The organism is Mycolicibacterium sp. CBM1, from assembly GCF_054073305.1.
The window spans coordinates 150,138-176,833 of record NZ_JBSXPP010000005.1 but is presented as its reverse complement, the minus strand read 5'-3'; the positions used below and the strand labels follow the sequence as shown (position 1 = coordinate 176,833).

The following is a 26,696-nucleotide window of genomic DNA, read 5'->3' as shown; positions in this document are numbered from 1 at the left end:
CAGCAGTTCCTTCAGCACCTTTCAGCTTCCTAGTGGTGCGGATGCGACGGCTGCTTGAACCGTTCCGGGTGGCCGGGCAGTGGGCGACGTTCATCGCGCAGACGGTGTGGCTGCTTCCCATCACGGTCCGCCGGTATCGGCGCGAAACGCTGCAGGTCATGAACAACCTGGCCTGGGGCCGGGGATCGATCGTCGTCGACGGCGGTGTCATCAGCGTGCTGGCCATTCTCGGTATCACGGTCGGCGCCATCGTCGCGATCGAGGCGTTCGCCACGCTCGATCTCATTGGTTTGGGCGCCCTTGCCGGCATCATCGGCGGGTGGGGCAACGTGCGCGAGATGGCGCCCCTGGTTGCCGGAGTCGCGTTCGCCTCCCAGGCGGGCTGCCGAATGACCGCCGAGATCGGGTCCATGCGGATCGCCGACGAGATCGACGCCACCGAGGCGATGGGCTTACGAGCCATTCCCTTCGTGGTCGGTACCCGCGTCATCGGTGGATTGCTATGCGTGGTACCGGGATTCTTGCTGACCCTCATTGTCAGCTTCTACACCTCGGTCACGGTCATCACCACGTTCTACGGCCAGCCGGCGGGCACATATGACCACTACTTTGTCCAGTTCCTCACCTTTCCCGACATCGGTGCCGCGCTGCTCAAGGCCAGCATCTACTGCACCGCGGTCACGCTGATCCACTGCTATTACGGCTTTTTCGCTTCCGGAGGCCCTGTCGGCGTCGGTGAAGCGTCCGGTCGAGCCATCCGAGCGAGCCTCGTGACGATCATGGTCCTGGATTTGACCACGACCATCGTGCTGTGGGGCTTGCGACCAGAGTTCGTGTTCACGGGGTAGGGGCCGCAGTGTTGTTCCGAATGACGGCAGACGCCGAGAATCGCAGGCTGACAATCATCGGTGTCGGCGTCGTGCTGGGCTTGCTGGGGATTCTGCTGCTGGTCCTCGCCAACCCGTTCGCCAAGGCCCCGAGTGGCCGGATTTCCATCGTGATGGACTTGCCCTACGTCGGACAGGGGGTCGCGGCGGGCACTCCGCTACTGATGCACGGTGTGCCAGTCGGCAAGGTCACCGAGGTATCGGTAAAACCCGGCGGCAACGTGCACCTCGACGCCGATCTGGAGTCGGCGCCCAACAAGGACCTCACCGACACCTTCAGCGTCGACTTCCGCCCCGCCAACTACTTCGGCGTCACGGGCATAAACATCATTCCCGGCGAGGGTGGGCAACCGCTGCGCAGCGGTGTCGTCATCAGCACGCTGCCGGTCGGCAACTTCACACTGCCGGCGATGCTGTCGCAACTGGGACAGGTCACCAACGGCGTCATCACACCGCAGTTGGTCGATGTCGTCAACAAGGCCACCAGCTACACCGACGGACTCAACCCGTTGATCGAATCATCGCTGATCGCCGCGACGACGCTGTCCCACGTGCAGAGTGTCAGTACCGAACAACTGCTGAGGAACGCCGCGGGCATCAGCGTGGCATTCCCGTCGTTCGTCGACAACGCCACCGTCTCCGCCAACGCCGTCAACTCGCAGTACGTGACGTTCGGGGTGTCGGGAAAGGCCGCTCTGCCCGGCCAAGACTTCGTGGCTGAGCCCGGACAACCCGTCACCGAACAGTTCTGGAAAGACCGCACGCTGGTCACTCTTGACGTCATGTCGGGGTCGTTCTTCGGCGCACTCGGCAAACTGCTCTCCTCACATAGTGGAGATCTCGGTCCCGCGGTCAACCTGGTTCAGACCATCACCGACACGATTCCGGGTTTGGTGACACCCGCAGGCGTCACCGATATGTTGACCGAACTGCGCACCCGTCTCGAGAAGCTCTACGCGGGTTCCCCGGATCAGCGCGCACTGCAGGTGCACATCGTGCTCGACCAGATTCCCGGCGTGCAGGCTCCGGTCAACGCGATGGGGGGACCATGATCAAACCCTGGTCCGCGCTGTGGCGCTTCGCCCTGGTCGCTGCGCTCACATCCGTGGTTTTCGTGGTGACCGTGAACGTCCTGCGACAGCCGGTCGCCAGCGAGACCCGCTCGTACACCGCCGAGTTCACCGACGTCTCCGGTCTGCACGTCGACGCCGACGTCCGGATCCGGGGTCTGCGGGTCGGGAAAGTGGCGTCCGTGCGGCTGGTGCGGACGGCCGGTCAGAGTGTCGCCGAGGTGGACCTGACGTTGGACAGGCGCTACGCGGTGGTTCCCAAAACCCGGTTGGCCATCAAGTACCAGGCGCTCACCGGACTGCGGTATGTCGATGTCTCCAAGGCCGCCGAGGATACCGACCCGGGAGACTCGCTGGTGAGTCACATCCCGCTGAGCATGACGCGGCCGTCGTTCGATATCACCAGACTGTTCAATGGATTACAGCCGGTCCTTGCCACACTCAGTCCGAAGGACATCGACGTCTTCACCGACAATGTCGCATCATTCCTCCAGGGCGATGGAGGCGGGCTCGGACCGATGCTCGACAGCATTCGGAAACTCACCGAGTTTGTGTCCGATCGCCAGCAGGTGGTGTCCACGTTGATGCAGAACCTGAACGACGTCGCCACCTCCTTCGGTGGTCATTCCCGTGACCTCGTTCAGGTCCTCGACTGGCTGAACAGGCCGGTGGATTCGGCACTTTCGGTGCTTGATGAGTTCCGCAAATCGGAGCTCTACGGTCCGGCGTTCACCTCCGCTGCAGTTCGCCTCCTCGAGAACGCCGGATTCCGCGCCGGTGCGGCGGACATGGACAAAGGGCTGGATCGGGCCATTACGGTGTTCGACGACTACAGCGATGCCTTCAAGCGGGTTCCGGTGATCTGGGACAATATCGAGCCCGCGGAAAGCCCGGACACCCCGCTGCCCTGCTCTCGGGGGCGCGCTCAGCTGCCCGAGACCATGGACGTCCTACTCAACGGACAGCGGGTGATCCTGTGCAACCCATGAGCAGATTCCACAATCCGATGTTCTGGGGGGTCAGCGCCCTGGTCCTGTTGACGGTGCTCGCCGTAACGGCCGCCGCCGTCTACGTCAATCCCCCAGGGCGCACGACGATTGCTTTCTACACCGACGACGTGGCCTCGATCAAAGCCGGCGAGGACGTGCGAATCGCGGGGGTCACGGTGGGCAAGGTGAAGGACCTGTCGTTGGAGGCCGATCAGGTCAAGGTACGCGCAACTGTCGACAAGGAAGCCTTCGTCGGAGATCAATCGCAGATCGAGGTGCGCATGCTGACCGTCGTCGGCGGCTACTACGTGAACCTGATCTCGCTCGGCGACAAACCGTTGGGGCAGCAGGTCATTCCCCGCGAGCGCACGGTGATGCCCTACAACTTGATGCGTGCGCTAGCCGATTCCACCAAGGTCACCGACGGGGTGAACCCCAGGCCGATCCGCGAGTCCCTCGACGAACTGCAGGCCGGATTGACCGGCACCAATCTGGATGCGTTAACCGCCGTGGTCGATGCCGGCACCACGCTGACCGAAACGATTGATAGGCAGCGGGGGCAGATCTCGCAGATCCTCGATCTGTCCGACGAGTACATCGAGGCCCTGAGCAACTATCGGGGCAAGCTGACCGAGCTGGTCGACAAGCTGGCGATCCTCGAGCAGACGCTGGTGTTGTACGGCAAGGGTTTTGCCGGGGCGCTCAAGGGCATGGGGGACATCGCCGATGCGTTCCTGGTGCCGTACGGACGATTCTGGGTCAATCACCGCGAAGACTTCATTCTCAAGGTCCGCGAGTGGCAGGACCGGGTGCGGCGCTGGGCCGACAACAACAGCCGGATCGTTCCCCGGCTGCGCCGGGTGCGGGACAAGATCGAGCGCGTCCTGAACGCACAAAACGCACGGCCCGAACTGCTGGCCACCGACCTGTGCATCCCGCTTCCGGGGAGTCCCTGCTGATGACCACGACTTTGTCCCGACGTGTGATCAGCACTGGGGCGATCACCGCGATCACAGCGATTGTCGTCGGCGGTGCCGGTTCGGCGTGTTCCAGCCAGCACAGCCAACGGGCGGACTTCTGCGCGTTCCTGTCCGACACGGTCGGCCTGTACGTCGGCAACCCGGTCACCCAAATGGGTTATCCGATAGGGAAGATCACGTCCATATCGCCCGGGGCGGCGCAGGTGCGCGTCGGGTTCTCGATCACAGAGCAGCGCGCCCTTCCCGCAGATGTCAAGGCGGTCGTGCGCTCGCCGTCGATCCTGGCGGACCGGTCCTTGGAGCTGGTGGGCAACTACCACGACGGACCACGCCTGAATGCGGCGAACTGCATCGCCTTGGACCGCTCGTTCTCACCGAAGACGCTCTCGGAGGTGATCGGTTCGGCCGACACCCTGCTCAACGCGATCAACGAAAGCGGCTCGACGAACATCGCAGACACCGTCAAGGGCGTGGATCGGTTGGTGCACAACAACGGCGAGCGGGTCGGGAATCTCCTCACGGTGACCTCCCAGCTGGCCGCAAGCCCGGACCAGGCCATCAGCGATCTCGGCTCGATCACTCGCAACGTCGCCGACCTGACTACGGCCCTGGTCGATGCCAGGGGTCCGATGAAGGAGATCTTGACGGACCTGCCCTCTACGACGAGTGACCTCGCCGTCGCCTTCGACGGCACTGCACGTCTCGCCGGCGACGACGTCGATACCCTCGGGCCACTTCTGGAGTCGGTTGCGGTGCTGGAGACCAGGCTGGGGGACGAGACGCAGATAACCCTGGACTCGGTCAGTGCCGCAGTCCGGAAGGTCACTCCGCACGCCAACGCGCTGGCGGGGCTGTTCGACGGCGTTCCCTGGTGGATCAATTCGCTGGCCAATGAGTACAACAACCGTCAGTTCAACATCTTCAACATCGCCTACCGCCCGCCGATGTTCCGGGTCCGAGCACCTGACGGGTTGGCGCTGTGCGGTGTGATGAACGCGTCGATGCCAGGCAGCTGCGCAGACGTGCACGGCCAACCGTACGCGGTGGACGTGGCGCTGCTGCAGTACGTGCTCCAGCAAGCGAGCCGCTCATGAGGGGCGCTCGCGTGGCAACCGTAATCGTGGGCATCTGCACCGCCCTGACGATCACGTCGTGCGCGTCGATCACGGTGAACTCGTTGCCACAACCGGGCGGCATTGGCCGCGGCGGCTATCCGATCGTCATCGAGTTCGAGAACATCCTCAATCTGCCCGAGCGAGCCAAGGTGGTCCAGGGCGGGACCACGATCGGCACGGTGACCTCGGTCGGACTCAGGGGAGACCATGTCGACGTCACCGCTCAGATCGACCCCACGGTAGTTGTCCCGTCGAACACTCGCGCAACCCTGCAGCAATCGACGGTTCTGGGCGATATCTACCTCGCCCTGGAGCGACCGCCCGCGGATGAGGGGCCGGCGCCGGGATTGGTTCCTGGCGGACGGGTTCCGCTCGACCACACGACCTCGCCTCCGCAACTGGAAGACACCATCGCCAACCTGGCGAACTTCGTCGGCAGCGGATCGATTCAACGGATGCAGAACAGCATCATCGGTGTCAACAGGGTCACTCCCGCGGATCGTCAACAATTGCGTCAGCTGGTCAGCCGAGTGGCCGTCGATCTGTCGGATCTGTCCAACAACATGGACACAGTCGACCTCTGGTTGCAGGGCGCTTCGGGAACCGGGCAGGTGACGCACAATCACCTGCCGATCTACAGCTACTGGTTCTCCCCGGCCGGCATGTTGGGCTTCGACCGAGCCACCCAGGTGGCGGGCTACATCGGAACCGTGCTTCCGTCGATCGGAAGTATCTACAGCGGCGGCTACTGGCTGGTGCCGATGCTCAATTCACTTGCTGACGCGGTCGGTGCGGTCCAGCACACGAAGTGGGGTGTCGAGGACGAAGCCGAGGGCTGGCGACGACTGTTCACCAAGTACTTCCTCCCGGCCGACAAGAACCCGGCGATCAACATCACCTCCATCAAGGGGCCCGACGGTGCCGAGATGATCAACAACGTCCAGGATGTCCTGCGGATCTTGGGGGCGATGCCGTGAGGACCGTCAAGAACGTCCTGTCGTTCGGTGCCTTTGCGGCCATCATCGCCGTCGCATCGGCATATATCGGATCCTTCGGTCTGCGCGTGAGCCCGCCCGATCATCGGATCAACCTGTCGATGGACGTCCCAGATGTCAAAGGCCTGGTCGTCGGGTCCAGTGTGTTGTTGCGCGGCGCCGTCATCGGCAAGGTCACCGCGGTGTCGGCATCGATAGACGCCGCCACCGTCGACTTCTATCTCGAAGGCAGTCAGAAGATCCCGGTCGACAGTGAGGTACGCCTAGAGAACTTGTCGGCACTGGGCGAAGCCTTCATCGGCTTCAGGCCACGGAGCACGCAGGCGCCGTTCTTCACCGACGGCCAGCACATCGCGACACAGTCGGTCATTGCCCCACCGTCGATTTCGCAGTTCGCCACCACGGTTGTCCGGGTCCTCGACCAGATGGATCCCCAGCAGCTCAAGCGGATCCTGAACGAGGCGGACGCCGCACTGCCGGAACCAGGCGAGGTCCTGCCGAACCTGTCCCGCGCCAGCGTGCTCACCCGAAACATGTTGAGCGGCCTGAACGGTAGGGGCGCGGAGGTGCTGGCGAACTTTCAGACACTTCTCCAGAACGCGGGGTGGGTCGGACCCAAGCTCGCCGACGCGGGCGGACCCGTGCGGACAGCCGGCCTCGACCTTGCCCGGGTATGGAAAGGGATGATGAAGACGGTCGCCTGGAACAACCCGCAGAACATGCAGCTGTTCCAGAAATACCTGGATCGGATTCAGAAGTTCCTGGACGACCGGGGCAGCGACATCAAGGTCATATCACAAGCGCTTTTGCCCCAGTTCAGCGGAATTGGCGGCGCGCTCATGAACTTCGACACCGCGCAGATTCTGTCCAATGCGTTGGCGGGCACACCCGAAGAGGGGGCGATCACACTTCATGTCACCATTCCCGGTCGCTAGATCGGCGCCGTCCCGCAACCCGACTCAGAACCCGAAAGAGGAAATGCCATGTCCGTAGTCGACACCGATGTCGCCACCGAGAAAGATCCGTCCGCGACGGACGATGCAGCCGACTCGCAGGAAGCCGCAGAGACCGAGTCCACTCCTGTCAAGAAGCCTCGGCAGATCGCGATCTCGCTGCGCGGGTTGATCATCGGTGCGGCGATGGTCCTGCTCATCACCGCTACGGCTGTGCTGGGCTGGCTGTACGTCGATGCCGAGGGCCAGCTCGACGCGAACGCGCGGGAAGCGGCCAACCGGGACCGTGCCGAGACAGTGGCCATCGACTACGCCGTCAACGCCGCTGACATGAACTATCAGGATTTCGCCGGGTGGAAGACCAAGCTGGTCAACGGGACCTCACCGGAGTTGAAGGACAAGCTGGCCAAGGCCGCCGACTCCATGGAGCAGGTGTTGGCTCCGCTGCAGTGGAAGTCGACGGCGCGACCGCTGGCTGCCAAGGTGCGTTCGAGCGCCGGCGGCATCTACACCGTCGATGCGTTCGTCAGCGTTCTCACCAAAACGATGCAAGCGCCCGAAGGGCTGCAGTCGACGGCCACCTACAACGTCACGATCGACAGCAGGAACGGCTGGCAGATCACCGACGTCGGCGGTGTGGACGCCGCGTTGGGCAGGTAGCGCGTGACCCCGGACCGACGGTGCGGTGTTCGCGCTGCCGTGGCCGTCCTCGTCGCGACATGTGCCGCCCTGAGCACCGGCGGCGCTGCCGCTGCCGATCCCGCGCAGGATGATGATGCAATTGCTCAGTTCGAGCGGCCCCAGCCGTTGGCGGTGGTGACTCCGGTGCCCGATGCGTGGCAGCCGATGTGGCCCTTCCCATTCGACGAGACGCGCGATCAGGTCACTGTGGTGGAGATCAACGCCGAGCGCGAGATGTGTCAGTGGTATACGGCGCAATACGAGATCATCAAGCGCCAGATCGCCGGGCTGAACGACGCGGTGGTGCGCAACAACGGCAACTTCGACGGACCCGGCGTGCCCGAGCAAACCGCCATCGTCGTCGGGAACCTCGACCAGTCGCTGCAGTTCCTCACCCCGCGCGCCCAAACACTCACGCAAAGTCTCAACCATGCCGGCGACTTGTACTTCCCGCTTTATCAGGGCGACAGCTTCTATGGTCTGTGGCAGCAAATGTCCAACGTCGCCAACGGGCTCAAAGCACGGCAACCGACGTGGTTCACCGGGCCCTCCTACTTACGGATGCAGCACTGGGGCAGCAAGATCAATCGGTCTCATGTCTGTCGCTGAGGATCGGGGGAAACCCGCCGTGGTACGTCGACGTCGACGCGGAGTGCTGTCGGCGGTCAAAGTCAGCATCGCCGTCCTTGCCGGAGCCCTCGCGGCGCCTGCGGCGGTGGCCGGCGCCGCAACCGAATTCGATCAGGCAGTCGCGGTAGCGCGCAGCGCCTCATCCTGTGGTCCGTTGCGCCACAACGACACCGTTGCCCACGCGGCGGACGTTGTAAACCGTTCGACCCAGGCCTATCTGAGTCACAGCAGCTTCGACATTCCGGCAGACGACACGCATCCGAGGGCAATCCTGAAGGATCTTGGCATCCAGACCGACAAGGCGATCGCACTGCAGGGAGCCGGGCACACCGCCGCCGACGCGATCAAAGGTGCTCTGCTGGAGGGATACAGGGCCATCCCGGACTGCGCCTACACCGCCATCGGGACCAGCCTCCTGGTCGAGGAGCAGACAGGTTACGTGTTGGTGGTCGCGATTCTGGTGGGCTCGTGAACACGTTCGCGCGGATCGGTTCCGCCTTGCTGCCGGTCGCGGGTCTGCTCGCGTACCCCCCGATCGCCGGTGCCGTGGACCTGGTCACCTACGAGGTTGCCTCTGACGATGTCCAGATTGCCGACATCGAGTACCAAGATGCCACGGGTCGACTGTGGGCATTGCAGGCGTCACTTCCGTGGCGGGTCGAGGCGGTGGTGCCGGCCGTGCGGGCCGCCCCGCCGACCGGCAGCCAGGTGCGCGCAGACTGGCGTTCAACCGCAGCGCCGGGTCGGTGGGTCACCGTGCGAATCATCTATCAGGGCAAGGTGCTCTGCCAGAACACCCTGGACCTGGGCAATGCCAGCTGTTACGGCATCACACCACGTATCACATAGGCCCGCAGCAAATCTCAGCAAGGGAAGGCGCGATGAAGTTCTGCTGGAGGAGCGTCGGCGCGACGTTGATCGCAGTGGCGATGACGCTGCACGGTGTGCCATCGGCGTGGGCGGAACCCGTCGACACCCCTGGCGCAGCGGAGTCAGCGTCGAATCCGTTCCCCGACATCCGCTACTACGACAACGCCGAAGCTGGGCGATTCGTGCAGCCAGGCGGTGTCTGGTTCGTCGCACCGACCGGACAGAACTGCGGCATCTGGGGGTTGGGCAGTTTTGGGTGTGCCGGAACGATTCCCGGTGCGCCGGAAGGCACCAACAACATCGGCTGGATCGACGGCGACCGTGCAGTCCATTACGACTGGACCGTGGCTGCGCGGTTCCCGTCGACTCAGGCTGTGCAGGCGCTCGCACCGCGGACGAAACTCAGCCACGAGGGAACCACCTGTGCGGTGACCCCGGATAGCAGAACATACTGCGAGCGCGGACCACTCCGGTTCATCATCGAGCCCACCAGGACCTGGTTGTCAGCTCCGTGGATGGATCTGAGCTGGGTGGAACTCGGACCCGCGTCCTGCAGTCCGCCCGATGGAGGGCCCTGCTACCGGTGAGGAACTCGGTAATCGATGACAATGGAAAGGCAAAGTGACGAGATGAGCAGCAGTACCGAAACCGCACAGCGATGGCTGGACGTGCTGGCCGGCGGCGCCGTCGGTGAATGGGATCACCTGGTGGACGACGAGTTCAGCATGCATGCGCCACTGATGCCTGGCGAGGCCGACACCCCGACGGTGGGTCGCGAGCCGAATCGTGCTCGGGTAGGCGCACTGTGGCAGGCTTGGGAGACGTTCGCGTTCAGCGACACCGAGATCCATGCCGCCGCCGACGATCCGGATCTCGTGTTCGTCACTGCACGTTCGGAAGCCAAGACGGTCTGGGGCGCGCCGTATGCGAACCGCTACTTCATCCGGCTGAGGTTCCGCGACGGCAAGGTTCTCGAGCATCTGGAATTCATGGATCCACGCCCGATCCTCTCGGCCTTCGAGGGCCACCTCTAAACAGAAGGGATTGTTTCGATGGCAGCGAACACGAAGGTCGCCCTGGTGACCGGGGCGGCAAGCGGGATTGGGAAAGCCACTGCCCGCGCGCTCGCGGTGGCAGGGGCGAAGGTGTACCTCGGTGACGTCGACGAGGAGGGGGCCAAGTCCGCGGCGGCCGCGCTCGGCTCCGGTGCCGAAGCGGTGCACCTCGACGTTGCGAGCGCCGACTCCTGGGACGCGGCGATCGGCTTGATCGATGCCCAATCCGGGCCGTTGGCGGTGCTGGTCAACAACGCCGGAATCTTCACCCCCGGCGGGTTGGAGGCGATCGGCGAAGCGGAGTTCCAAAGAACTTTCGATATCAACACGGTCGGCGTGTTCCTCGGCATGAAGGCCGTCGTGGAATCGATGAAGGCCGCCGGCGGTGGATCGATCGTCAACGTCTCCTCATCGGCTGGGCTGGTAGGCGTGAAGGACGCCATCGCCTACTCGGCATCGAAGTGGGCCGTTCGCGGTCTCACCCGCAGCGCCGCACTGGATTTGGCGCCCTATTCGATCCGGGTCAACTCCGTACATCCGGGCCTGATCGAGACGCCGATCTTCACCGGGTTCCCCCGGGAGGCCCTCGATGCGATGACCGCTGCGCTACCTCAGCCACGGCTGGGCAATCCGGAGGAAGTGGCGGCCGTCATCGCATTCTTGGCGTCCGATCAGGCTAGCTTCTGCACCGGTGCGGAGTACACGGTCGACGGCGGCTACGCCTGCGCATGACGAAAGGTGCTTCTCCGCCCAAACCCACGTTCGGGCGGAGAAGCGCCAGCGCAGGCCGCCATGACGTCGATCTCGGTGGCGGACACCGGACGGGCATTCAGTACGCGACCGTGAACCGTTGCCGTCGGTGCCGGGGCGACTCGATCTCGTCGACAAACGCGACGGCATAGTCCTCCCCGCTGATCGCCGAGATGCCCTGCTCGTCGGTGAGCAGGACGGCGCCGCCGATGCGGTAGTGGCCTCGGGCCGTTCCCGGCACATGAGACCCGAATCCGATGGGGGGACTGAGGTAGAACCAGTCGATGTTCTCGGGTGTTTCGCGCAGCCTTTCGAGAAAATCGATGTGCAGTCGGCTATCGCGCAGCTTCTCGGGAGGCGCCACCGCTTCGAGTCGTGAGATCACCTGGTCGCCTCCGTCGGCCAACAGCAGGCTCCCCGCTCCGCCGACCACGCCAATGCGAACACCGTTATCGTGCGCCGCGTCAACCAAAGTCGGGACGGCATCGGGAAGCGTGTTGCCCGCGGCGTCGGGTCCGCTGTTGATGGCACATACCAGGATGTCGGCGCCTCGGGTCAACTCGATGACCGCGTCGCGGTCGTACAGGGAGGCGGCGACAGCCGGAACGGGAGCGTCGTCTGCCGACCCGGTGTCCTTGCGCCGGGAGACCGCGGTGACCCGATGCCCGCGCCGGACGGCTTCGTGCAGGATTCGGCTTCCGGCGTATCCGGTCGCGCCGAAGATCACGATCTGTGCCACGGTGTCCCCACTGAGGTGCTAGTCGACGAGATCGCCGGCGCTGTAGCCGGTTTCGAGTCGTCTTTTGATGGTGCTCAGAAATTGTGCGGCGTCGGCTCCGTCGACGATACGGTGGTCGTAGGAGATCGAGAGATACGCCATCGGACGCACCTCGATCCGCAACGGGCTGCCGGCATCCTGCACCGGCACCACTCGGTCCACCACCGCGCCGGTACCGAGGATGGCGCTCTGCGGTTGGTTGATGATCGGGGTGTCGAACAGTGCCCCGCGGCTGCCGGTGTTGGTGATCGTGAAGGTGCCGCCGTTGAGTTCGTCGACGGTGATCGTGCCGGCGCGGACCTTGTCCGCCAATCCTGCTATAGCTTGGGCCAATTGGGCGATGCCGAGTTGACTGGCATTGCGGATCACCGGCACCATCAGTCCCTTTGGCCCCTCCACCGCGATGCCCAGGTGGCAGATGCCGTGGTAGGTCACCTCGGTGACGTCGTCGTTCAACGACGCGTTCAGCATTCTGTGCTCGGGGAGCGCATCCAGCACCGCGCGGGCGAAGAACGGCAAGTACGACAGCTTGGCACCGGTGCGGCTCAGGAAGTCATCTTTGTACTCGGCGCGCAACCGGCTGATGGCAGACAGATCGACTTCGAGCACGGTGGTCAGTTGCGCCGAGGTGTGCAGCGATTCCAGCATTCGGCGGGCGATGGTGCGCCGGATCGGCGGCAGCTTCTCGGTAACGCTATCGGTTGCCGGTGAAGCGGGCGGCGGCACCGGTGCGGGTTCGTGGTCAGCCGGAATACCAGGTGACACAACCGCAGTCGGCTCGTGGCGAGGTTCGGTGGCCGGCTCGGCACGGGTGACCACCGCCAGCGCGCCCCCTACGGGGACCACGTCGTCTTCGAGCGCCAGGATCTCGGTGATCGTGCCGGGGTACGGGCAGGCGATCTCGGTGTCGACCTTGTCGGTGGCGACTTCGACCAACGGTTCGTCCGCTGCGACGGAATCGCCAACGGATTTCAGCCAGCGGGTCACCGTGGCCTGGTCGACACCGGCACCGAGTTGGGGCAGGGAGACTGTCGAGGGAGCCGGATCTGCGATGGTCATCGGTGTGTCTTCGTCCGTTCGGGGGGTCTTCGGGTCAGCTGGTGATGTCGAGCGCCGCTCGCACGATGCTGTCGGTGTCGATGCCGTGATAGCGGTAGACGTCTTGGAGACCGCCGGCCTGACCGAACGTGGACACTCCCAGCGCGGTCAGCGGGACCCGTTGCACATTCGCCAGGAACGCGAGCGTGTGTGGATGCCCGTCGAGGACGGTGACCATCGGGTGCGCACGGTCGGCGGGAAAGAGTTGATCGAGGATCCAGGTGTCGGCGGACCCGTGGCCCTGACGGGCCTGCCACGCCCGGAACAGCAATCCCGGGCTGGTCACGCAGATGACGTCGGCCGGGACGCCAGCGTGCGCCAACCGGTCGGCGGCGGCCAGCGCCTCGGTGACCATCGTGCCCATGGCGGCGATGGTGACCACGGCCGAGTCGGTCCGGCGTAGCGGGTAGCCGCCCGCCACGACCTGCCGGCGGCGGCGCTCCCGAGCCGCAGGATCTTCGGGGACGGCCGCGACCGCCTGGTCGACCGGTCGAGTCGACAGTCGCAGATACGCTGATGTCCCGTCGGGGCGCCCGAGTCGGGCGATGCTGGCCAGCATGGTCCACTCGACGTCGATGGCGAAGGCCGGTTCGTAACTGATGCAGCCGGGCTGTTCGAGCCCGATCGACGGGGTCTTGATGGACTGATGTGCGCCGCCTTCGGCCGCTAGGCTCACCCCGGATGGAGTGCCGATGAGGATAGATTGGCCACCGGCATAGATACCGAAGGACCACGGCTCGAGCGCGCGTTCGACGAACGGGTCGTAGAGCACCCCGATGGGGAACAGTGGCTCCCCCCAGCGGCTCCAGGTTGCGCCCAGTTCACCGATCAGGCCCACCAGATTGGTCTCAGCGATACCGAGTTCGAGGTGTTGCCCGCTCGGACGCTCGTTCCAGTGCATCAGTGTCTGCGCGTCGTCGGCGAACCAGTTGTGCCGCTCGCTGGCCGACCACACACCGACCTTGTTCACCCATCCGGCCAGATTGGTGGTCGAACTGACATCCGGACTGACCGTGACCACTCGCTTGGCGATTTCTGGAGCTTCGCGGGTCAAGTCCAATAGCAGCCGTCCGAGTGCGGCCTGAGTGGTCGACATGCCCTTGGGGGTGCGTCCGATGTCCGTGGGTACCGAAATTGTCGGCGGTGTGGACGTGGGCGCGCGGCGCAACCTCGCCGCGGTCTCGGCGCACAGCCTTCCCATCGGGCTGTCCGGGCTGAACCGACCCCACGGGTCCTCGGTATCCATGCCGAGTTTAGTTGCCAGTCCGGCATATTCGTCGTGGCTGAGCAAGGCCGAATGATTCTGTGGGTGCCCCTCGGTCGGCAGCCCGTACCCCTTGATGGTGTACGCGAGGATCACCGTGGGACGGGTGTCATCGATCTGCTGGTAGGCCTCGGCCAAGGCCGCCAGGTCATGACCACCCAAGTTGCGGATCGCCGCGGTCAGCTCCGTGTCGTCGAGGGTGGCGATCAGGCTGGCGATCGCGGCGCCGTCCGGGCCCTCGCCGGGAAGACGTTGGCGGATCTGGTTGGCATCGCAGCGCAGCAACCGTTGGTATTCGGGGTTTTCCATTGCGACGACGCGGTTGCGCAGCGCCTCCCCGCCGGGGAGCGCGAAAAGCGACTGGAGCCGGCGGCCGAAATCCACCGTGATGACCTGCCAGCCAGCGGCGTCGAACATCGCTTCCAGCCGACGGGCCGCGATGTTGGGCACCACCCGGTCGAGGGATTGGCGATTGAGATCGACGATCCAGACCACTTCCCCCAGTTCGGCGATGGCGGGATCGAGAATCGCCTCCCACACCGCGCCCTCGTCGAGCTCGGCATCGCCGACCAACGAGTACTGTCGGCCGCTGCCGCCGGACCCCAACTGTGCGTTGATGTATCGGCGGGCCATTGCGCCCCAGATCGGAGCCGTGGCGCCGATACCGACTGATCCGGTCGAGTAGTCCACCGGATCCGGGTCCTTCGAGCGGCTTGGATACGACTGCAGGCCACCGAACTCGCGCAGAGTTGTCAGGTATTTCTCGTCCAGCTCGCCGAGCAAGTAGTTGATGCCGTGCAACACCGGCGACGCATGGGGCTTGACCGACACCCGGTCGCCGGACTGTAGTTGGCCGAACCACAACGAGGTCATGATGGCCACCATCGACGCGCTCGATGCTTGATGACCGCCCACCTTCAGACCCGAGGGGTTGGGACGCACTCGATTGGCGTGATGCACGATCGACGTGGACAGCCAGAGCACACGCTCGGCGATGGTTTCAAGTGCGTTGAGATCACTCATCGCGTGATCGGCGTCGACAACGGCCGCGACATCCACTGTGTTCCACCCTTACTTGCGCAAATTATGCGCAAAGTGGAGCACCGTAGTTATTGTCATGCAAGTGTCTCTATCGACTTTGAGCAGAATGCTCAAAGGATGGATGGTGCCGGTGAGCGGAGGTGCGCAACATGGCCAACTCGGAGCGAGCCATCGATGACACGGACGCGCGTATCCTGCGGGCGCTCATCGGTGCTCCGCGAGCAACCGCAGTCGCGTTGGCAGAGGCGACGGGTTTGGCCCGCAACACCGTGCATGCGCGGCTCGCCAGACTGGAGTCCGGCGGTGCGCTGCAGTCATTCGAACGGCGGATCGATCCAGCGGCACTCGGCTATCCGCTGACTGCGTTCGTCATGGTGACCGTCACCCAGCGCAAACTGAAGGAGATCGGTGACGCCCTTGCCGACGTGCCCGAAGTCCTCGAGGTGCACGGGCTCAGTGGTGTCACCGATCTGCTGGTCCACATCGTGGCTCGCGACGCCGATGATCTGTACCGGCTGGCCGGCCGGATCCTCGACATCGACGGGGTCGAGAAGACCACCACCGGGCTGGTGATGCGCCGTCTAGTCGACTATCGACTCGGTGCATTGCTCGCGATGGGTTAACCGGATTCTCGGACCACTATGGCGTCACCTTGGCTTGTCCGCTGTGGCCATCGTCAGCGAGGTCAGCACGAAACGTTCGATCATGCTGCGTTCATCGTCGGCAGGAATGTTGCGGCGCAAGATAATTGACGCGTATACCGTGTGCAGCCAGTCGGCGAGATCACTGTTGGACAGGTCGGTGCGCAACACCGCCTGCGTGCGCCCGTAGTCGAGCCACGGCCGCCAGAACTGCGCCGCCCGGACCACCAGGTCAGGTTCCCACAGCACTTCGTGCAGTGTCACCGGGCTGCCCTCCCCGAGAACGGAGTTGAGCTCCGTGTCGTTGCGCAAGGCCTCGATGATCTGCACCGACACATCCACGAATGCGGTACTGAACGGTGTGGAAGGCGCCTCGCGGGTCGCCTCGTCGGCGATCTCGGTGATCCGCTCGACCGCGGCCGCGAGCACCAATTCGCGTCGGTCGAAGAACACCTTGTAGACCAGTTGGCGGGAGCAATCGGCTTTGCGTGCGACGTCCCCCATCGTCACGGCACGGACGCCATGCTCGCCGAACAGCAGCCGCGCTTCCGCCAGGATGCGGTGCCGGATCGCCGCGCGGGGAGGCTGGTGGACCACGGCCGCAGCCTACCGGGAATGACCGGTTGTTGACATACGGAACCTGATGGCATCAAATTGAGCCGCTTGATTACAAACAATCCAATTTGTCACCCGGAGGCGTTATGACACAGATGCGACAGTCGCGGCACCCGGCCGCCGAGGGGTCGGGTGACGGGAACGCACTGCCGCCGTTGGGGCGACAGGGGCCGGCAACCTTTCTCGCACTGGTCGGGGTCCTCTGGTTCACCGTGGCGGTGATCGTCGTCGCACGATGGGTCACGTCGGGGGAGTCCTTCACCCCGGCGCCGAGGATCGGTCCCGACGTCATGGAGGACTGGCGGCTCATCGCGCTGAGGATCTTCGAAGCGATCAGCCTGGCGGTACTGGTCGCCTTTGTTTGGTACTGCGTGGTCAAGCCGCTGCGGACGACCGGAAAACTCGGTCTCGACGGGAAGTTCGTCATCGGTGGCCTCATCTGTTTCGTCGCCGACGGGTTCCTCAACGTGCACGAGTATCTGTTCGCGTGGAACAGCGCGAACGTCAACCGCGGCGTATGGGTGCGGTTCCTGCCGTTCCACAATCCGGAGGCGCCGACCCGCTATGCCGAGTCGCTGATCTGGGGCCCCCCGATGTATGTCTATTTCGCTGCCGGCGTGGCCATCGTGGCGTGCCACGAAGCCGGGCGAGTCCGACGACGGTGGCCCAACATCAGTAAGTTCCGCCTGTTTGTCGTCATCTTCGTCTTCGAGTTCTTGTTCGACTTCGTCCTGGAGAACATCATCATCCGGACGACACACGCCTACGCATACGCCAAAACCTATGAGCCCCTGACATTGTGGGCAGGCGAAGTGCACCAGTTCCCCCTTTACGAGTCCTTCCTGGTGGCGTGCGTGGGGTGCATGTTCACCTGGGCGCGAATGGAAGCTGGTGAACGGCCCGTCGGCGAATCGCCAATCGAAGTCGGTGTCGGCCGATGGCGTCCTTCGCTGCAACCGCATGTCCGAAACTTCGCAGTACTCGGGTTCTGCATGCTGACGCTGGTGTTCCTATATCACCTGCCGTTCAACTGGCTTGGCATCATCGGCACCTCCCACGCCGACCTGCCCAGTTACTTGCTACCCGGCTTCTGAGCCCGAGTCGGCCATCGCTGGTTGACAACCTTCACGATCGGGCCCGCCCGGGATCTCGCAAGCGTGGCTCTGCCGGGGCCTAAGGTTCGCACACCACCAGGGAGATGCGCCGATCGGCGGCATCCTGATATCGCTTGTAGATCGGGTGGATTCGCGTCAGCGCGGCGGGAAGCCACAGTAGCTAGGCGACGACGCGGCCGCCGGTGCGGCGATACACCCAGATATGCATGCGAGCGAAGCGCTTGAGCGCAGCTCTGCGAAGGCCGGAATTGCGTACGGGGTGCGATGCCTCGGATACCCCGTCAAGGTGCCACGATTTACGGATCGCAGATCACGATCGGGATGACCCGATCGGTCCACGCCTGGTAATCGTCGAAGCTCGAGTACATCGCGACCAGCTTCGGCCAGTACTCGGCGCGCTCCTGCTCGGTGGCGTCCCTGGCGGTCAGGGACAGCACCTCGTCCTTGATCTGGACCTTCACCTTCGGGTTCGCCTTGAGGTTGAGGTACCACAGCGGGTGCTTGTCGCTGCCGCCCTGGGACGCCACGAGCACGATCCGATTGCCCTCGCGCAGGAACAACAGGGGTGCCACCCGCGGCTCACCGCTCTTGCGGCCGATCGTCGTCAGCAGCGCCACCGGCGCGCCTTCAAGGAAACTGCCGCCGATCTTGCCGTTGCTCACCTTGTACAGAGCGGTCTGCGCGCGAGACATCCACTTGATGATGACCTTCGTCATCGCAGAGTCGAGCCCCTTGGGGCGCGGTTTGGGCACGAAGAGCTCCTCGGGCTAGCGCTTGATGAACGGCCGGATATCGGCCCGGATGTGATGGATCTTGCCATCTGCCACCGGGATCAGGAACGTCTCGTCGACGTGGGCGCAGACGCGGCGACCCGCCAGCGACGGTTTGGTGACCACGTCGAAACGAGCCCGGATGTGGTCGCCGTCGACGGAGAACTCCGGATCGGTGGTGCCCGCGATGATCTTGTACTGCGGACCGCGATTGAGGCTGCGCCGCAGGTGATCTCCGGAGAAGCCGGTCTTCAGCCCGACCTCGATACGGGTGCAGCCCGGAGCGAACGGAACGTCGTCGGCCCGGTGGCTGGCCAGTGCGCTGATGTAGGCCTGCGCGGCCGCGATCCGATCGGCGTCGCTGATCGTCACGGGGGCGCTAGATCCGCTCGATGATCGTTCCGGTCGACAACGCGCCGCCAGCACACATGGTGATCAGGGCGGTGCTCTGATCGGTGCGCTCGAGTTCGTGCAGCGCGGTGGTGATCAGCCGGCTGCCGGTGCTGCCAACCGGGTGGCCCAGGGCGATGGCTCCGCCGTTGACGTTGACCTTGTCCATGTCCGCACCGTGCACCTGGGCCCAGGACAGCACCACCGACGCGAAGGCCTCGTTGATCTCGACCAGGTCGATGTCGCCGAGCTTCATGCCGGCCTTCTCCAGCACACGGGCAGTGGACTGCACCGGGCCGTCGAGGTGGTAGTAGGTTTCGGCGCCGACGAGGGCCTGACTGACGATGCGAGCGCGCGGAGTCAAACCGAGTGCCTTGGCTTTGTCTTCGTCCATCCACAGCACCGCGGCGGCGCCGTCGGAGATCTGCGACGACGTACCCGCGGTGTGCATGGCGCCCTCCATCACCGGCTTGAGGCCGGCCAGCGCTTCCATGGTGGTGTCGCGCAGTCCTTGGTCGCGGCTGACCATGTGGCGCTCGTCGGTGGGCCGCTTGTTCTCGTCGAGAACCGGTGCCTCGATGGGTGAGATCTCCCGGTCGAAGCGGTGCTCGTCCCAGGCGCGCTTGGCCCGTTGCTGGGACAGGAAGCCGAGGTGGTCGAGGTCCTGGCGGGTGATGCCACGACGCTGGGCGATGCGCTCGGCGGCGGTGAACTGGTCGGGCATGTCGATGTCCCACGACGCGGCGCGGATCAGCGAGCGGTCCGGGCCGGCGTTGGCTCCGAGGCCGACGCGGCTCATCGCCTCGATGCCGCACGCGATGCCGACGTCGATGGCGCCGGTGGCGATCAGACCGGCGATCAGGTGGTTGGCCTGCTGGGCGCTGCCGCACTGGCAGTCGACGGTGGTCGCACCGATCTGCTCGGGCAGTCCGGCCGTGAGCCAGGCGACGCGGGTGATGTTGTTGGACTGCTCGCCGTACTGGGTGACGCAGCCGCCGATGACTTGCTCGACCTCCGCGGCGTCGATGCCGGCCTTGTCGACCACGGCCTTCTGGACGGCCCCCAACAATTCGGTCGCATGCAGACCGGACAGCCAGCCGCCCCGCTTCCCGATCGGGCTGCGGGTGGCTTCGACGATGACAGGATTACCCATGAGGTCAGGCTAGAACACGTTTCATTACTCTGACAAGCGAGGATGCTTTTGCGCCTTTTGTCTGCGGTGAAGGCATGTTTTACTGGCACTAGAACACGTCATAATTGAGGAGCGCGCGATCATGCCAACCCCCAACCTGCCGCACGGTTTCGACTTTCTGGATCCCGACCGCAACGTGCAGAAGTTGCCGGTCGACGAGCTCGCTGAGCTGCGTGCGGTCGCGCCGATCTGGTGGTGCGAACAGCCTATCGGCAAGGGCGGATTCAACGACGGTGGTTACTGGGTGGTGACCAAACACAAAGACGTCAAAGAGGTCTCCCGCCGCAACGACGTCTTCTCCAGTTGGGAGAACGGCGCCATCCCGCAGTTCCCGGACGACATGGCCCGGGAGGACATCGACCTGCAGCGCTTCGTGATGCTCAACATGGACGGTGAGCACCACGATCGGTTGCGCCGCATCATCTCCAAGGGGTTCACCCCGCGCGCGATTGACCGGCTCAAGGACGAGCTCAACGACCGCGCGCAGGCCATCGCCAAGGCCGCCGCGGCCGACGGGTCCGGTGACTTCGTCGAGCAGGTGTCGTGCGAGCTTCCGCTGCAGGCGATCGCGGGTTTGCTGGGTGTGCCCCAGGAGGACCGCGAGAAGCTGTTCCGCTGGTCCAACGAGATGACCGGTGGGGAGGACCCCGAGTTCGCCCACGTCGACCCCAAGCAGTCGTCGATGGAAGTGCTGGCCTATTCCATGCATATGGCGGCGGTCAAGACCGCGAACCCCGGTGAAGACATCGTCACCGCGCTGGTCAACGCCGACATCGACGGCGAGAAGCTCTCCGAGGACGAGTTCGGATTCTTCGTGATGATGTTGGCGGTCGCCGGCAACGAGACCACCCGAAACTCCATCACCCACGGCATGATCGCCTTCGCCAACCACCCCGACCAGTGGGAGCTCTACAAGAAGGAACGGCCGGAGACCGCAGCCGATGAGATCGTGCGGTGGGCCACCCCGGTCACGGCGTTCCAGCGCACCGCGCTCGAGGATGTCGAACTCGGTGGCGTGAGGATCAAGAAGGGTCAGCGGGTGGCAATGTTCTATCGGTCGGCCAACTTCGACGACGAGGTCTTCGACAATCCGCACACGTTCAATATCCTGCGTAACCCCAACCCGCATGTCGGGTTCGGCGGCACCGGGGTGCACTACTGCGTCGGCGCGAACCTGGCCAAGATGACGATCAACCTGATGTTCAACGCCATTGCTGACCACATGCCCGATCTCACCCCGATCGGCACCCCGCAGCGGCTACGTTCGGGGTGGCTCAACGGAATCAAGCACTGGCAGGTCGACTACACCGGAAAGACGCCGGCCGCCGCTTCGGCGAACTAGTTCCGGGCCACTTCGCCACCAACACAAGGAGGATTCGGGTGGACTTCACTGCGGACCCGGAGCAGCAGGCTGTCGCCGATGTGGTGACCTCAGTCCTGGACCGCGACAACACCTGGGAGGCGCTGGTTTCAGGCGGTGTCGCCGCTCTCGGCGTACCCGAACGGCTGGGCGGCGACGGGGTCGGGCTGGCAGAGATCACCACCGCGCTGACCGAGATCGGCAGGCACGGCACGGTCTCCCCGGCTCTGGCCACGTTGGGCTACGGTCTGCTTCCCCTGCTCGACCTAGCCTCCGACGAACAGCAGGACCGCTTCCTCGCCGGGGTGGCCAAGGGGGCGATCCTGTCCGCCGCGCTCAACGAGCCCGGCGCCTCGCTGCCAGACCGGCCGGCGACCACGCTGTCCGCCGGAAAGCTCAACGGCACGAAGGTCGCCGTGCCCTACGCCGAGCAGGCGGCCTGGTTGCTGGTCACCGCCGACAGCGGTGTCGCCGTCGTCTCGCCGACCGCGGATGGGGTGACACTGACCAAGACCCCGACGTCGGCCGGCACCGACGAATACGCTGTTACCTTCGCCGATGTCGCGGTCGACCCCGATGCTGTCCTGGCCGGCGCGACGGCGCACCGGGTCAACCAGTTGGCGCTGGCGGCGGCGGGCGCATTCGCCGCCGGACTGGTTGCCGGGGCGCTGAAACTTACCGCGAACTATGTGGCCAATCGTAAGCAGTTCGGCCGGCCGCTTTCGACGTTCCAGACCGTGGCCGCTCAGCTCGCCGAGGTCTATATCGCTTCGCGCACACTGAGTTTGGCTGCCACGTCGGTGATCTGGCGGCTGGCCGACGGCCGCGACGCCGATCAGGACCTCGACGTTCTCGGCTACTGGCTGACCTCGCAGGCGCCACCGGTGATGCAGACCTGCCATCACCTGCACGGCGGCATGGGTATGGACATCACCTACCCGATGCACCGTTACTACTCGTCGATCAAGGACCTGTCTCGGCTTCTTGGCGGGCCGTCCTATCGCCTCGATCTGGTGGGAGCGCAATGTTCATCGAACTGACGCCGGAGCAGCGGCAGCTGCAAGCCGAACTGCGGCAATACTTCTCGAACCTCATCTCGCCCGAGGAACGGGCCGAGATGGAGGTCGACCGGCACGGCAAGGCCTATCGGGCGATCATCAAGCGGATGGGTTCGGACGGCAAACTCGGCGTCGGCTGGCCCAAGGAGTTCGGCGGCCACGGCTTCGGGCCGGTCGAACAATCGATCTTCGTCAACGAGGCCGCGCGCGCCGACGTGCCGCTGCCCGCGGTGACGTTGCAGACCGTCGGCCCGACCCTGCAGGTGTACGGCACCGAGGCGCAGAAGAAGAAGTTCCTACCCGCGATCCTGGCGGGCGAGGTGCACTTCGCCATCGGATACTCCGAGCCGGAGGCCGGTACCGACCTGGCGTCGCTGCGCACTTCGGCGGTCCGCCAAGGTGACGAGTACATCGTCAACGGGCAGAAGATCTGGACCACCGGCGGACACGACGCCGACTACGTCTGGCTGGCCTGCCGGACCGATCCGGATGCGGTGAAACACAAAGGGATCTCGATCCTCATCGTCGACACCACCGATCCGGGCTATTCGTGGACGCCGATCATCCTGTCCGACGGCGCGCACCACACCAACGCGACCTACTACAACGACGTCCGGGTCCCGGTCGACATGCTGGTGGGCGAGGAGAACGCCGGCTGGCGGCTGATCACCACCCAGCTCAACCACGAACGTGTCATGCTCGGACCGGCCGGCAAGGTCGCCGGGATCTACGACCGGGTGCACGAGTGGGCCTCCAAGCCCGGCGCGGACGGGGTGACCCCGCTGGACCACGACGACGTCCGTCGCCTGCTCGGTGAGATCAAGGCGATCTGGCGGGTCAACGAGCTGCTGAACTGGCAGGTCGCGGCGTCCGGTGAGACCATCGACATCGCCGATGCGGCTGCCACCAAGGTCTTTTCGACCGAGCGCATCCAGCGGATCGGAAGGCTCGCCGAAGAGATCGTCGGCAAGTATGGCAACCCGGCCGAGCCGCAGACCGCCGAGCTGCTGGACTGGCTGGACTCGCAGACCAAGCGCAACCTGGTGATCACCTTCGGTGGTGGCGTCAACGAGGTGATGCGAGAACAGGTCGCCGCGTCGGGCCTCAAGGTGCCGAGGGTTCCGCGGTGATGAGCGCTTGCGCGAAGAACGGACAACCATGAGCGCGATTGACGACATCCGCGCGGCCGCGGAGAAGGTGAAGGCCGACGGAAAGAGCAAGCCGCGTGTCGGCCGTCATCCGGTGAACCAGCCGATGATCGACCACTGGCTGGATGCCATCGGCGACCAGAACCCGATCTACGTCGACGAGGCGGCCGCCAAGGATGCGGGCCACCCCGGCACCGTCGCCCCGCCGGCCATGATCCAGGTCTGGACGATGATGGGCCTTGGCGGTGTGCGTCCCGACGACGATCCGCTGGGCAAGATCATCACGCTGTTCGACGAGGCCGGCTACATCGGTGTGGTCGCCACCAACTGCGAGCAGACCTACCACCGCTACCTGCGTCCGGGCGAAGAAGTCAGTGTCAGTGCGGAGCTGACCGATGTCGTCGGCCCCAAGACGACGGCACTGGGTGAAGGTTTCTTCATCACGCAGAAGATCACCTGGTACGGGGGCGACGACCAGAAAGAACCTGTCGCCGAAATGATGTGGCGCATCATGAAGTTCATCCCTGCGGACAAGGCGCCATCGGCTGCTTCGTCCGTTCCGGACGATCTGGATCCGGCGTTCATGATGCGACCCGCGCCGTCGAAGGACACCCAATTCTTCTGGGATGGTGTCAACGCGCACGAACTGCGCGTGCAGAAGCGCCCGGACGGGACGTTGCAGCACCCACCGGTCCCCGCGCTGTGGGCGGACAAAGAGGCACCGGCCGACTACGTCGTCGCCAGCGGCAACGGCACGGTGTTCAGCTTCGTGGTGCACCACGCACCCAAGGTGCCCGGCCGCACGGTGCCGTTCGTGATCGCGCTCGTCGAACTCGAGGAGGGCGTGCGCATGCTCGGCGAGCTGCGCAACGTCGACCACTCGAAGGTGGAGATCGGAATGCCTGTTCACGCAACGTATATCGACTTCCCGGCCGGTGAGGACGGGCCGGCCTGGACCCTGTACGCATGGGAGCCCGACGCATGAGTGTTGAGGTGGGCACCACGTTGCCCGAGCTGGCTCTCTACGGCGATCCCACGTTCATCGTGTCGACGGCCATCGCCACCCGCGATTACCAGGACGTCCACCACGACCGGGACAAGGCACAGGCCAAGGGGTCCAAGGACATCTTCGTCAACATCCTCACCGACACCGGCCTGGTGCAGCGCTACATCACCGACTGGGCGGGGCCGAACGCGATCATCAAGACGATCGGTCTGCGCCTCGGTGTGCCGTGGTACGCCTACGACACGGTGACGTTCAAAGGCGAGGTGACCGCTGTCGAGGACGGTGTGATCACCGTGAAAGTTGTTGGCAGCAATAGCCTCGGCGACCATGTGATCGCGACGTCGACGTTGACCATCGGAGGAAACGCCTGATGCCCGGTGAGCTCTCGGGAAAAGCGGCCATCGCCGGTATCGGTGCCACGGACTTCTCCAAGAACTCCGGACGCAGCGAACTTCGGCTGGCCGCCGAGGCGGTGACGGCCGCCCTCGACGACGCAGGTCTGACACCCGCCGACGTCGACGGCATGGTGACCTTCACCATGGACTCCAACACCGAGGTGGCCGTCGCTCGTGCGACGGGTATCGGTGACCTGAAGTTCTTCTCCAAGATCCACCACGGCGGCGGCGCGGCGTGTGCGACGGTCCAGCAGGCCGCGATCGCGGTGGCCACCGGTGTGGCGGATTGCGTTGTGGCATACCGAGCTTTCAACGAGCGCTCGGGTATGCGGTTCGGCCAGGTGCAGCTGCGGCTGATCCAGGGTGCGGACTCCACCAGTGTGGACAACTCGTTCTCCTACCCGCACGGTCTATCCACGCCGGCCGCGCAGGTGGCGATGATCGCCAAGCGCTACATGCACCTGTCGGGGGCGACCAGCCGGGACTTCGGTGCGATCTCGGTGGCTGACCGCAAGCACGCCGCCAACAATCCGAAGGCGTACTTCTACGGCAAGCCGATCACGATTGAGGAGCATCAGGAATCCCGGTGGATCGCCGAGCCGCTGCGGTTGCTGGACTGCTGCCAGGAGACCGACGGCGGTGTGGCCATCGTTGTGGTGTCCGCCGAGCGGGCCAAGGACCTCAAGCACCGTCCGGCGGTCATCGAGGCAGCTGCGCAGGGCTCCAGCCCGAACCAGTATTCGATGGTGAGCTACTACCGTCCCGAACTGGACGGGCTGCCGGAGATGGGTCTGGTCGGCAAGCAGCTATGGGCGCAGTCCGGTCTCAAGCCGACCGACATCCAGACCGCGATCCTCTATGACCACTTCACGCCCTTCACCCTGATCCAGTTGGAGGAGTTGGGGTTCTGCGGCTGGGGCGAGGCCAAGGATTTCATCGCCGACGGAGCAATCGAGATCGGTGGACGCCTGCCCATCAACACCCACGGCGGTCAGCTGGGTGAGGCCTACATCCACGGCATGAACGGCATCGCCGAGGGCGTGCGCCAGCTGCGCGGCACCTCCGTGAACCAGGTACCCGATGTCGAGCATGTGCTCGTCACCGCCGGAACCGGCGTGCCTACCTCCGGTCTGATCCTCGGCTAGCGACATCTTTCGTCGAGCGTCATCCGGCGCGATCGATGGGTGCCTCATGCGTCACGGCGTGCGTCTCGTCAGGGCGGCTGTGGGTGGGCGGGGCAGTTTGGCGCCGGGCACTCAAGCGCCGGATCAACCGCCGGATCAGCCCGAAGGCCTGCCATGCCAGCATCACCGTCGCGACGGTGAATATCAGGTGCGGACCGCCGACGTGGGTGCCGACCACGAGCGCCAGAGCCCACACACTCGACGCCAGCGCCGAACAGGCCAGGAACGAAGGGAAGTGGCGCCGGTTGGCGCCCAGGAGCGTGGGTACCACACCCCTGGCCGGTGGAACCCAACGTTGGGTGAGCATCGAGTTGAGCATTCTTTGGTCGCGCACGCGCCGGTGTGTCCCGACCAACTTTCTGCGTGACCGCCGGATGATTCTCGCCGAGAACAACTTCGGGCCATAACGGCGGCCCAATGCGTAGCTCAGCGAGTCGCCGGCTATCGCTCCGGCAATCATCACGAGCACCAGGGCGCTCAGTGGGTGGTGTGGTGAGGCCAGCAGCGCCACGGCGATCACGACAGGTTCGACCGCCACGATCGCGGCCAGCACCGGTATTGACGACAGCATGACGATGAGCGCCACTGCCAGGTAGAACAATGGGCCCCCGGGCAGCTCGGGCAGCTGGATCATCGGTGGCATCGCACAACCGGCGGCTCGTCGGG

At 64.7% G+C, this 26,696-nt stretch carries 30 protein-coding genes; 22 read left to right on the top strand and 8 right to left on the bottom strand.

The window, feature by feature from the left end; translation table 11 throughout:
- The first annotated feature begins 41 nt into the window (after positions 1-41).
- Genes ACXDF8_RS08930 through ACXDF8_RS08865 form a run of 14 tightly spaced genes read left to right on the top strand, consistent with a single transcriptional unit; the run spans position 42 to position 10,957 of the window.
- Positions 42-848, top strand: coding sequence for an MlaE family ABC transporter permease (locus tag ACXDF8_RS08930; protein ID WP_457222891.1), 807 nt, complete (start codon positions 42-44; stop codon positions 846-848).
- A gap of 20 nt (positions 849-868) precedes the next feature.
- Positions 869-1,939, top strand: a complete 1,071-nt coding sequence (locus ACXDF8_RS08925; protein ID WP_457222890.1) for an MlaD family protein — start codon at positions 869-871, stop codon at positions 1,937-1,939.
- Complete coding sequence (locus ACXDF8_RS08920) at positions 1,936-2,946, top strand: MlaD family protein (protein ID WP_457222889.1); 1,011 nt, start codon at positions 1,936-1,938, stop codon at positions 2,944-2,946. The genes ACXDF8_RS08925 and ACXDF8_RS08920 overlap by 4 nt, the downstream gene beginning before the upstream one ends.
- Entirely contained in the window at positions 2,943-3,905 is a 963-nt protein-coding gene (locus ACXDF8_RS08915; protein WP_457222888.1) for an MlaD family protein, read from the top strand. Before ACXDF8_RS08920 ends, ACXDF8_RS08915 begins: the two co-directional genes overlap by 4 nt.
- A complete protein-coding gene (locus ACXDF8_RS08910) occupies positions 3,875-5,020 on the top strand; it encodes an MlaD family protein (protein WP_457222887.1) in 1,146 nt (381 codons plus the stop codon). The genes ACXDF8_RS08915 and ACXDF8_RS08910 overlap by 31 nt, the downstream gene beginning before the upstream one ends.
- Positions 5,017-6,018 carry an MlaD family protein gene (locus tag ACXDF8_RS08905; protein ID WP_457222886.1) on the top strand — a complete coding sequence of 334 codons (1,002 nt, stop codon included), beginning with the start codon at positions 5,017-5,019 and terminating at the stop codon, positions 6,016-6,018. Before ACXDF8_RS08910 ends, ACXDF8_RS08905 begins: the two co-directional genes overlap by 4 nt.
- On the top strand, positions 6,015-6,971 hold the full coding sequence (locus tag ACXDF8_RS08900) for an MlaD family protein (protein ID WP_457222885.1): 957 nt from the start codon (positions 6,015-6,017) through the stop codon (positions 6,969-6,971). Before ACXDF8_RS08905 ends, ACXDF8_RS08900 begins: the two co-directional genes overlap by 4 nt.
- 48 nt (positions 6,972-7,019) lie before the next feature.
- Complete coding sequence (locus ACXDF8_RS08895) at positions 7,020-7,649, top strand: hypothetical protein (protein ID WP_457222884.1); 630 nt, start codon at positions 7,020-7,022, stop codon at positions 7,647-7,649.
- Between the two features lie 39 nt (positions 7,650-7,688).
- Positions 7,689-8,279: a hypothetical protein gene (locus ACXDF8_RS08890; protein WP_457222883.1), complete on the top strand. Its 591-nt coding sequence runs from the start codon at positions 7,689-7,691 to the stop codon at positions 8,277-8,279.
- A 43-nt stretch (positions 8,280-8,322) separates the two neighbouring features.
- Entirely contained in the window at positions 8,323-8,772 is a 450-nt protein-coding gene (locus tag ACXDF8_RS08885) for a hypothetical protein (protein ID WP_457222882.1), read from the top strand.
- A complete protein-coding gene (locus tag ACXDF8_RS08880) occupies positions 8,769-9,149 on the top strand; it encodes a hypothetical protein (protein WP_457222881.1) in 381 nt (126 codons plus the stop codon). Before ACXDF8_RS08885 ends, ACXDF8_RS08880 begins: the two co-directional genes overlap by 4 nt.
- 32 nt (positions 9,150-9,181) lie before the next feature.
- A complete protein-coding gene (locus ACXDF8_RS08875; protein ID WP_457222880.1) occupies positions 9,182-9,757 on the top strand; it encodes a hypothetical protein in 576 nt (191 codons plus the stop codon).
- Between the two features lie 42 nt (positions 9,758-9,799).
- Positions 9,800-10,204, top strand: a complete 405-nt coding sequence (locus ACXDF8_RS08870) for a nuclear transport factor 2 family protein (RefSeq protein ID WP_457222879.1) — start codon at positions 9,800-9,802, stop codon at positions 10,202-10,204.
- A gap of 18 nt (positions 10,205-10,222) precedes the next feature.
- Positions 10,223-10,957 (top strand): SDR family NAD(P)-dependent oxidoreductase, encoded by a 735-nt coding sequence (locus ACXDF8_RS08865; RefSeq protein ID WP_457222878.1) that lies wholly within the window; start codon positions 10,223-10,225, stop codon positions 10,955-10,957.
- Positions 10,958-11,054: 97 nt separating this feature from the next.
- Here the strand turns inward: ACXDF8_RS08865 and ACXDF8_RS08860 are convergent, their stop codons facing one another.
- The 3 genes from ACXDF8_RS08860 to ACXDF8_RS08850 are packed head-to-tail and all read right to left on the bottom strand — an operon-like array spanning position 11,055 to position 15,138.
- Positions 11,055-11,714 carry an NAD(P)-dependent oxidoreductase gene (locus ACXDF8_RS08860; protein ID WP_457222877.1) on the bottom strand — a complete coding sequence of 220 codons (660 nt, stop codon included), beginning with the start codon at positions 11,712-11,714 and terminating at the stop codon, positions 11,055-11,057.
- An 18-nt stretch (positions 11,715-11,732) separates the two neighbouring features.
- Positions 11,733-12,812 carry a 2-oxo acid dehydrogenase subunit E2 gene (locus ACXDF8_RS08855; protein ID WP_457222876.1) on the bottom strand — a complete coding sequence of 360 codons (1,080 nt, stop codon included), beginning with the start codon at positions 12,810-12,812 and terminating at the stop codon, positions 11,733-11,735.
- A gap of 34 nt (positions 12,813-12,846) precedes the next feature.
- Positions 12,847-15,138: a thiamine pyrophosphate-binding protein gene (locus ACXDF8_RS08850; protein WP_457223052.1), complete on the bottom strand. Its 2,292-nt coding sequence runs from the start codon at positions 15,136-15,138 to the stop codon at positions 12,847-12,849.
- Positions 15,139-15,305: 167 nt separating this feature from the next.
- Here ACXDF8_RS08850 and ACXDF8_RS08845 point away from each other — a divergent pair, with 167 nt between their 5' ends.
- Positions 15,306-15,779, top strand: coding sequence for an Lrp/AsnC family transcriptional regulator (locus ACXDF8_RS08845; protein WP_457222875.1), 474 nt, complete (start codon positions 15,306-15,308; stop codon positions 15,777-15,779).
- A gap of 24 nt (positions 15,780-15,803) precedes the next feature.
- Here the strand turns inward: ACXDF8_RS08845 and ACXDF8_RS08840 are convergent, their stop codons facing one another.
- The gene (locus ACXDF8_RS08840; RefSeq protein ID WP_457222874.1) at positions 15,804-16,394 is read right to left on the bottom strand and encodes a TetR/AcrR family transcriptional regulator; all 591 of its coding nucleotides are present in this window, start codon (positions 16,392-16,394) and stop codon (positions 15,804-15,806) included.
- A gap of 104 nt (positions 16,395-16,498) precedes the next feature.
- Between ACXDF8_RS08840 and ACXDF8_RS08835 the strand changes: the two genes are divergently transcribed.
- The gene (locus ACXDF8_RS08835; protein ID WP_457222873.1) at positions 16,499-17,506 is read left to right on the top strand and encodes a spirocyclase AveC family protein; all 1,008 of its coding nucleotides are present in this window, start codon (positions 16,499-16,501) and stop codon (positions 17,504-17,506) included.
- A 317-nt stretch (positions 17,507-17,823) separates the two neighbouring features.
- Here the strand turns inward: ACXDF8_RS08835 and ACXDF8_RS08830 are convergent, their stop codons facing one another.
- From ACXDF8_RS08830 to ACXDF8_RS08820, 3 genes are read right to left on the bottom strand one after another with little or no spacing between them, the layout of a single operon-like run.
- On the bottom strand, positions 17,824-18,279 hold the full coding sequence (locus tag ACXDF8_RS08830) for a nitroreductase family deazaflavin-dependent oxidoreductase (protein ID WP_457222872.1): 456 nt from the start codon (positions 18,277-18,279) through the stop codon (positions 17,824-17,826).
- A gap of 15 nt (positions 18,280-18,294) precedes the next feature.
- Positions 18,295-18,669 carry a DUF8021 domain-containing protein gene (locus tag ACXDF8_RS08825; RefSeq protein WP_457222871.1) on the bottom strand — a complete coding sequence of 125 codons (375 nt, stop codon included), beginning with the start codon at positions 18,667-18,669 and terminating at the stop codon, positions 18,295-18,297.
- Between the two features lie 7 nt (positions 18,670-18,676).
- A complete protein-coding gene (locus tag ACXDF8_RS08820; protein ID WP_457222870.1) occupies positions 18,677-19,840 on the bottom strand; it encodes a steroid 3-ketoacyl-CoA thiolase in 1,164 nt (387 codons plus the stop codon).
- 121 nt (positions 19,841-19,961) lie between these two features.
- Between ACXDF8_RS08820 and ACXDF8_RS08815 the strand changes: the two genes are divergently transcribed.
- From ACXDF8_RS08815 to ACXDF8_RS08790, 6 genes are read left to right on the top strand one after another with little or no spacing between them, the layout of a single operon-like run.
- On the top strand, positions 19,962-21,221 hold the full coding sequence (locus tag ACXDF8_RS08815; protein WP_457222869.1) for a cytochrome P450: 1,260 nt from the start codon (positions 19,962-19,964) through the stop codon (positions 21,219-21,221).
- 38 nt (positions 21,222-21,259) lie between these two features.
- On the top strand, positions 21,260-22,279 hold the full coding sequence (locus ACXDF8_RS08810; RefSeq protein ID WP_457222868.1) for an acyl-CoA dehydrogenase family protein: 1,020 nt from the start codon (positions 21,260-21,262) through the stop codon (positions 22,277-22,279).
- Positions 22,264-23,427, top strand: a complete 1,164-nt coding sequence (gene fadE29, locus ACXDF8_RS08805) for an acyl-CoA dehydrogenase FadE29 (RefSeq protein ID WP_457222867.1) — start codon at positions 22,264-22,266, stop codon at positions 23,425-23,427. The genes ACXDF8_RS08810 and fadE29 overlap by 16 nt, the downstream gene beginning before the upstream one ends.
- Before the next feature lie 28 nt (positions 23,428-23,455).
- Positions 23,456-24,430 carry a bifunctional MaoC family dehydratase N-terminal/OB-fold nucleic acid binding domain-containing protein gene (locus ACXDF8_RS08800; protein ID WP_457222866.1) on the top strand — a complete coding sequence of 325 codons (975 nt, stop codon included), beginning with the start codon at positions 23,456-23,458 and terminating at the stop codon, positions 24,428-24,430.
- The gene (locus tag ACXDF8_RS08795) at positions 24,412-24,822 is read left to right on the top strand and encodes a MaoC family dehydratase (RefSeq protein ID WP_457222865.1); all 411 of its coding nucleotides are present in this window, start codon (positions 24,412-24,414) and stop codon (positions 24,820-24,822) included. Before ACXDF8_RS08800 ends, ACXDF8_RS08795 begins: the two co-directional genes overlap by 19 nt.
- Positions 24,822-25,991, top strand: a complete 1,170-nt coding sequence (locus ACXDF8_RS08790; protein WP_457222864.1) for a 17-hydroxy-3-oxo-4-pregnene-20-carboxyl-CoA lyase — start codon at positions 24,822-24,824, stop codon at positions 25,989-25,991. Before ACXDF8_RS08795 ends, ACXDF8_RS08790 begins: the two co-directional genes overlap by 1 nt.
- A 19-nt stretch (positions 25,992-26,010) precedes the next feature.
- On the opposite strand, the gene ACXDF8_RS08785 is transcribed toward ACXDF8_RS08790, so the two are convergent.
- Positions 26,011-26,664, bottom strand: a complete 654-nt coding sequence (locus ACXDF8_RS08785; protein WP_457222863.1) for a DedA family protein — start codon at positions 26,662-26,664, stop codon at positions 26,011-26,013.
- Positions 26,665-26,696: the final 32 nt, after the last annotated feature.

Excerpts from the sequence above, each read along its gene's own strand:
- ACXDF8_RS08925 (WP_457222890.1), top strand. The coding sequence starts at position 869 with ATGACGGCAGACGCCGAGAATCGCAGGCTGACAATCATCGGTGTCGGC.
- ACXDF8_RS08915 (WP_457222888.1), top strand. The coding sequence starts at position 2,943 with ATGAGCAGATTCCACAATCCGATGTTCTGGGGGGTCAGCGCCCTGGTC.
- ACXDF8_RS08835 (WP_457222873.1), top strand. The coding sequence starts at position 16,499 with ATGACACAGATGCGACAGTCGCGGCACCCGGCCGCCGAGGGGTCGGGT.
- ACXDF8_RS08875 (WP_457222880.1), top strand. The coding sequence starts at position 9,182 with ATGAAGTTCTGCTGGAGGAGCGTCGGCGCGACGTTGATCGCAGTGGCG.
- ACXDF8_RS08815 (WP_457222869.1), top strand. The coding sequence starts at position 19,962 with ATGCCAACCCCCAACCTGCCGCACGGTTTCGACTTTCTGGATCCCGAC.
- ACXDF8_RS08920 (WP_457222889.1), top strand. The coding sequence starts at position 1,936 with ATGATCAAACCCTGGTCCGCGCTGTGGCGCTTCGCCCTGGTCGCTGCG.
- ACXDF8_RS08790 (WP_457222864.1), top strand. The coding sequence starts at position 24,822 with ATGCCCGGTGAGCTCTCGGGAAAAGCGGCCATCGCCGGTATCGGTGCC.
- fadE29 (WP_457222867.1), top strand. The coding sequence starts at position 22,264 with ATGTTCATCGAACTGACGCCGGAGCAGCGGCAGCTGCAAGCCGAACTG.
- ACXDF8_RS08895 (WP_457222884.1), top strand. The coding sequence starts at position 7,020 with ATGTCCGTAGTCGACACCGATGTCGCCACCGAGAAAGATCCGTCCGCG.
- ACXDF8_RS08870 (WP_457222879.1), top strand. The coding sequence starts at position 9,800 with ATGAGCAGCAGTACCGAAACCGCACAGCGATGGCTGGACGTGCTGGCC.
- ACXDF8_RS08865 (WP_457222878.1), top strand. The coding sequence starts at position 10,223 with ATGGCAGCGAACACGAAGGTCGCCCTGGTGACCGGGGCGGCAAGCGGG.
- ACXDF8_RS08905 (WP_457222886.1), top strand. The coding sequence starts at position 5,017 with ATGAGGGGCGCTCGCGTGGCAACCGTAATCGTGGGCATCTGCACCGCC.
- ACXDF8_RS08820 (WP_457222870.1), bottom strand. The coding sequence starts at position 19,840 with ATGGGTAATCCTGTCATCGTCGAAGCCACCCGCAGCCCGATCGGGAAG.
- ACXDF8_RS08845 (WP_457222875.1), top strand. The coding sequence starts at position 15,306 with ATGGCCAACTCGGAGCGAGCCATCGATGACACGGACGCGCGTATCCTG.
- ACXDF8_RS08850 (WP_457223052.1), bottom strand. The coding sequence starts at position 15,138 with ATGAGTGATCTCAACGCACTTGAAACCATCGCCGAGCGTGTGCTCTGG.
- ACXDF8_RS08795 (WP_457222865.1), top strand. The coding sequence starts at position 24,412 with ATGGGAGCCCGACGCATGAGTGTTGAGGTGGGCACCACGTTGCCCGAG.
- ACXDF8_RS08800 (WP_457222866.1), top strand. The coding sequence starts at position 23,456 with ATGAGCGCGATTGACGACATCCGCGCGGCCGCGGAGAAGGTGAAGGCC.
- ACXDF8_RS08855 (WP_457222876.1), bottom strand. The coding sequence starts at position 12,812 with ATGACCATCGCAGATCCGGCTCCCTCGACAGTCTCCCTGCCCCAACTC.
- ACXDF8_RS08930 (WP_457222891.1), top strand. The coding sequence starts at position 42 with ATGCGACGGCTGCTTGAACCGTTCCGGGTGGCCGGGCAGTGGGCGACG.
- ACXDF8_RS08785 (WP_457222863.1), bottom strand. The coding sequence starts at position 26,664 with ATGATCCAGCTGCCCGAGCTGCCCGGGGGCCCATTGTTCTACCTGGCA.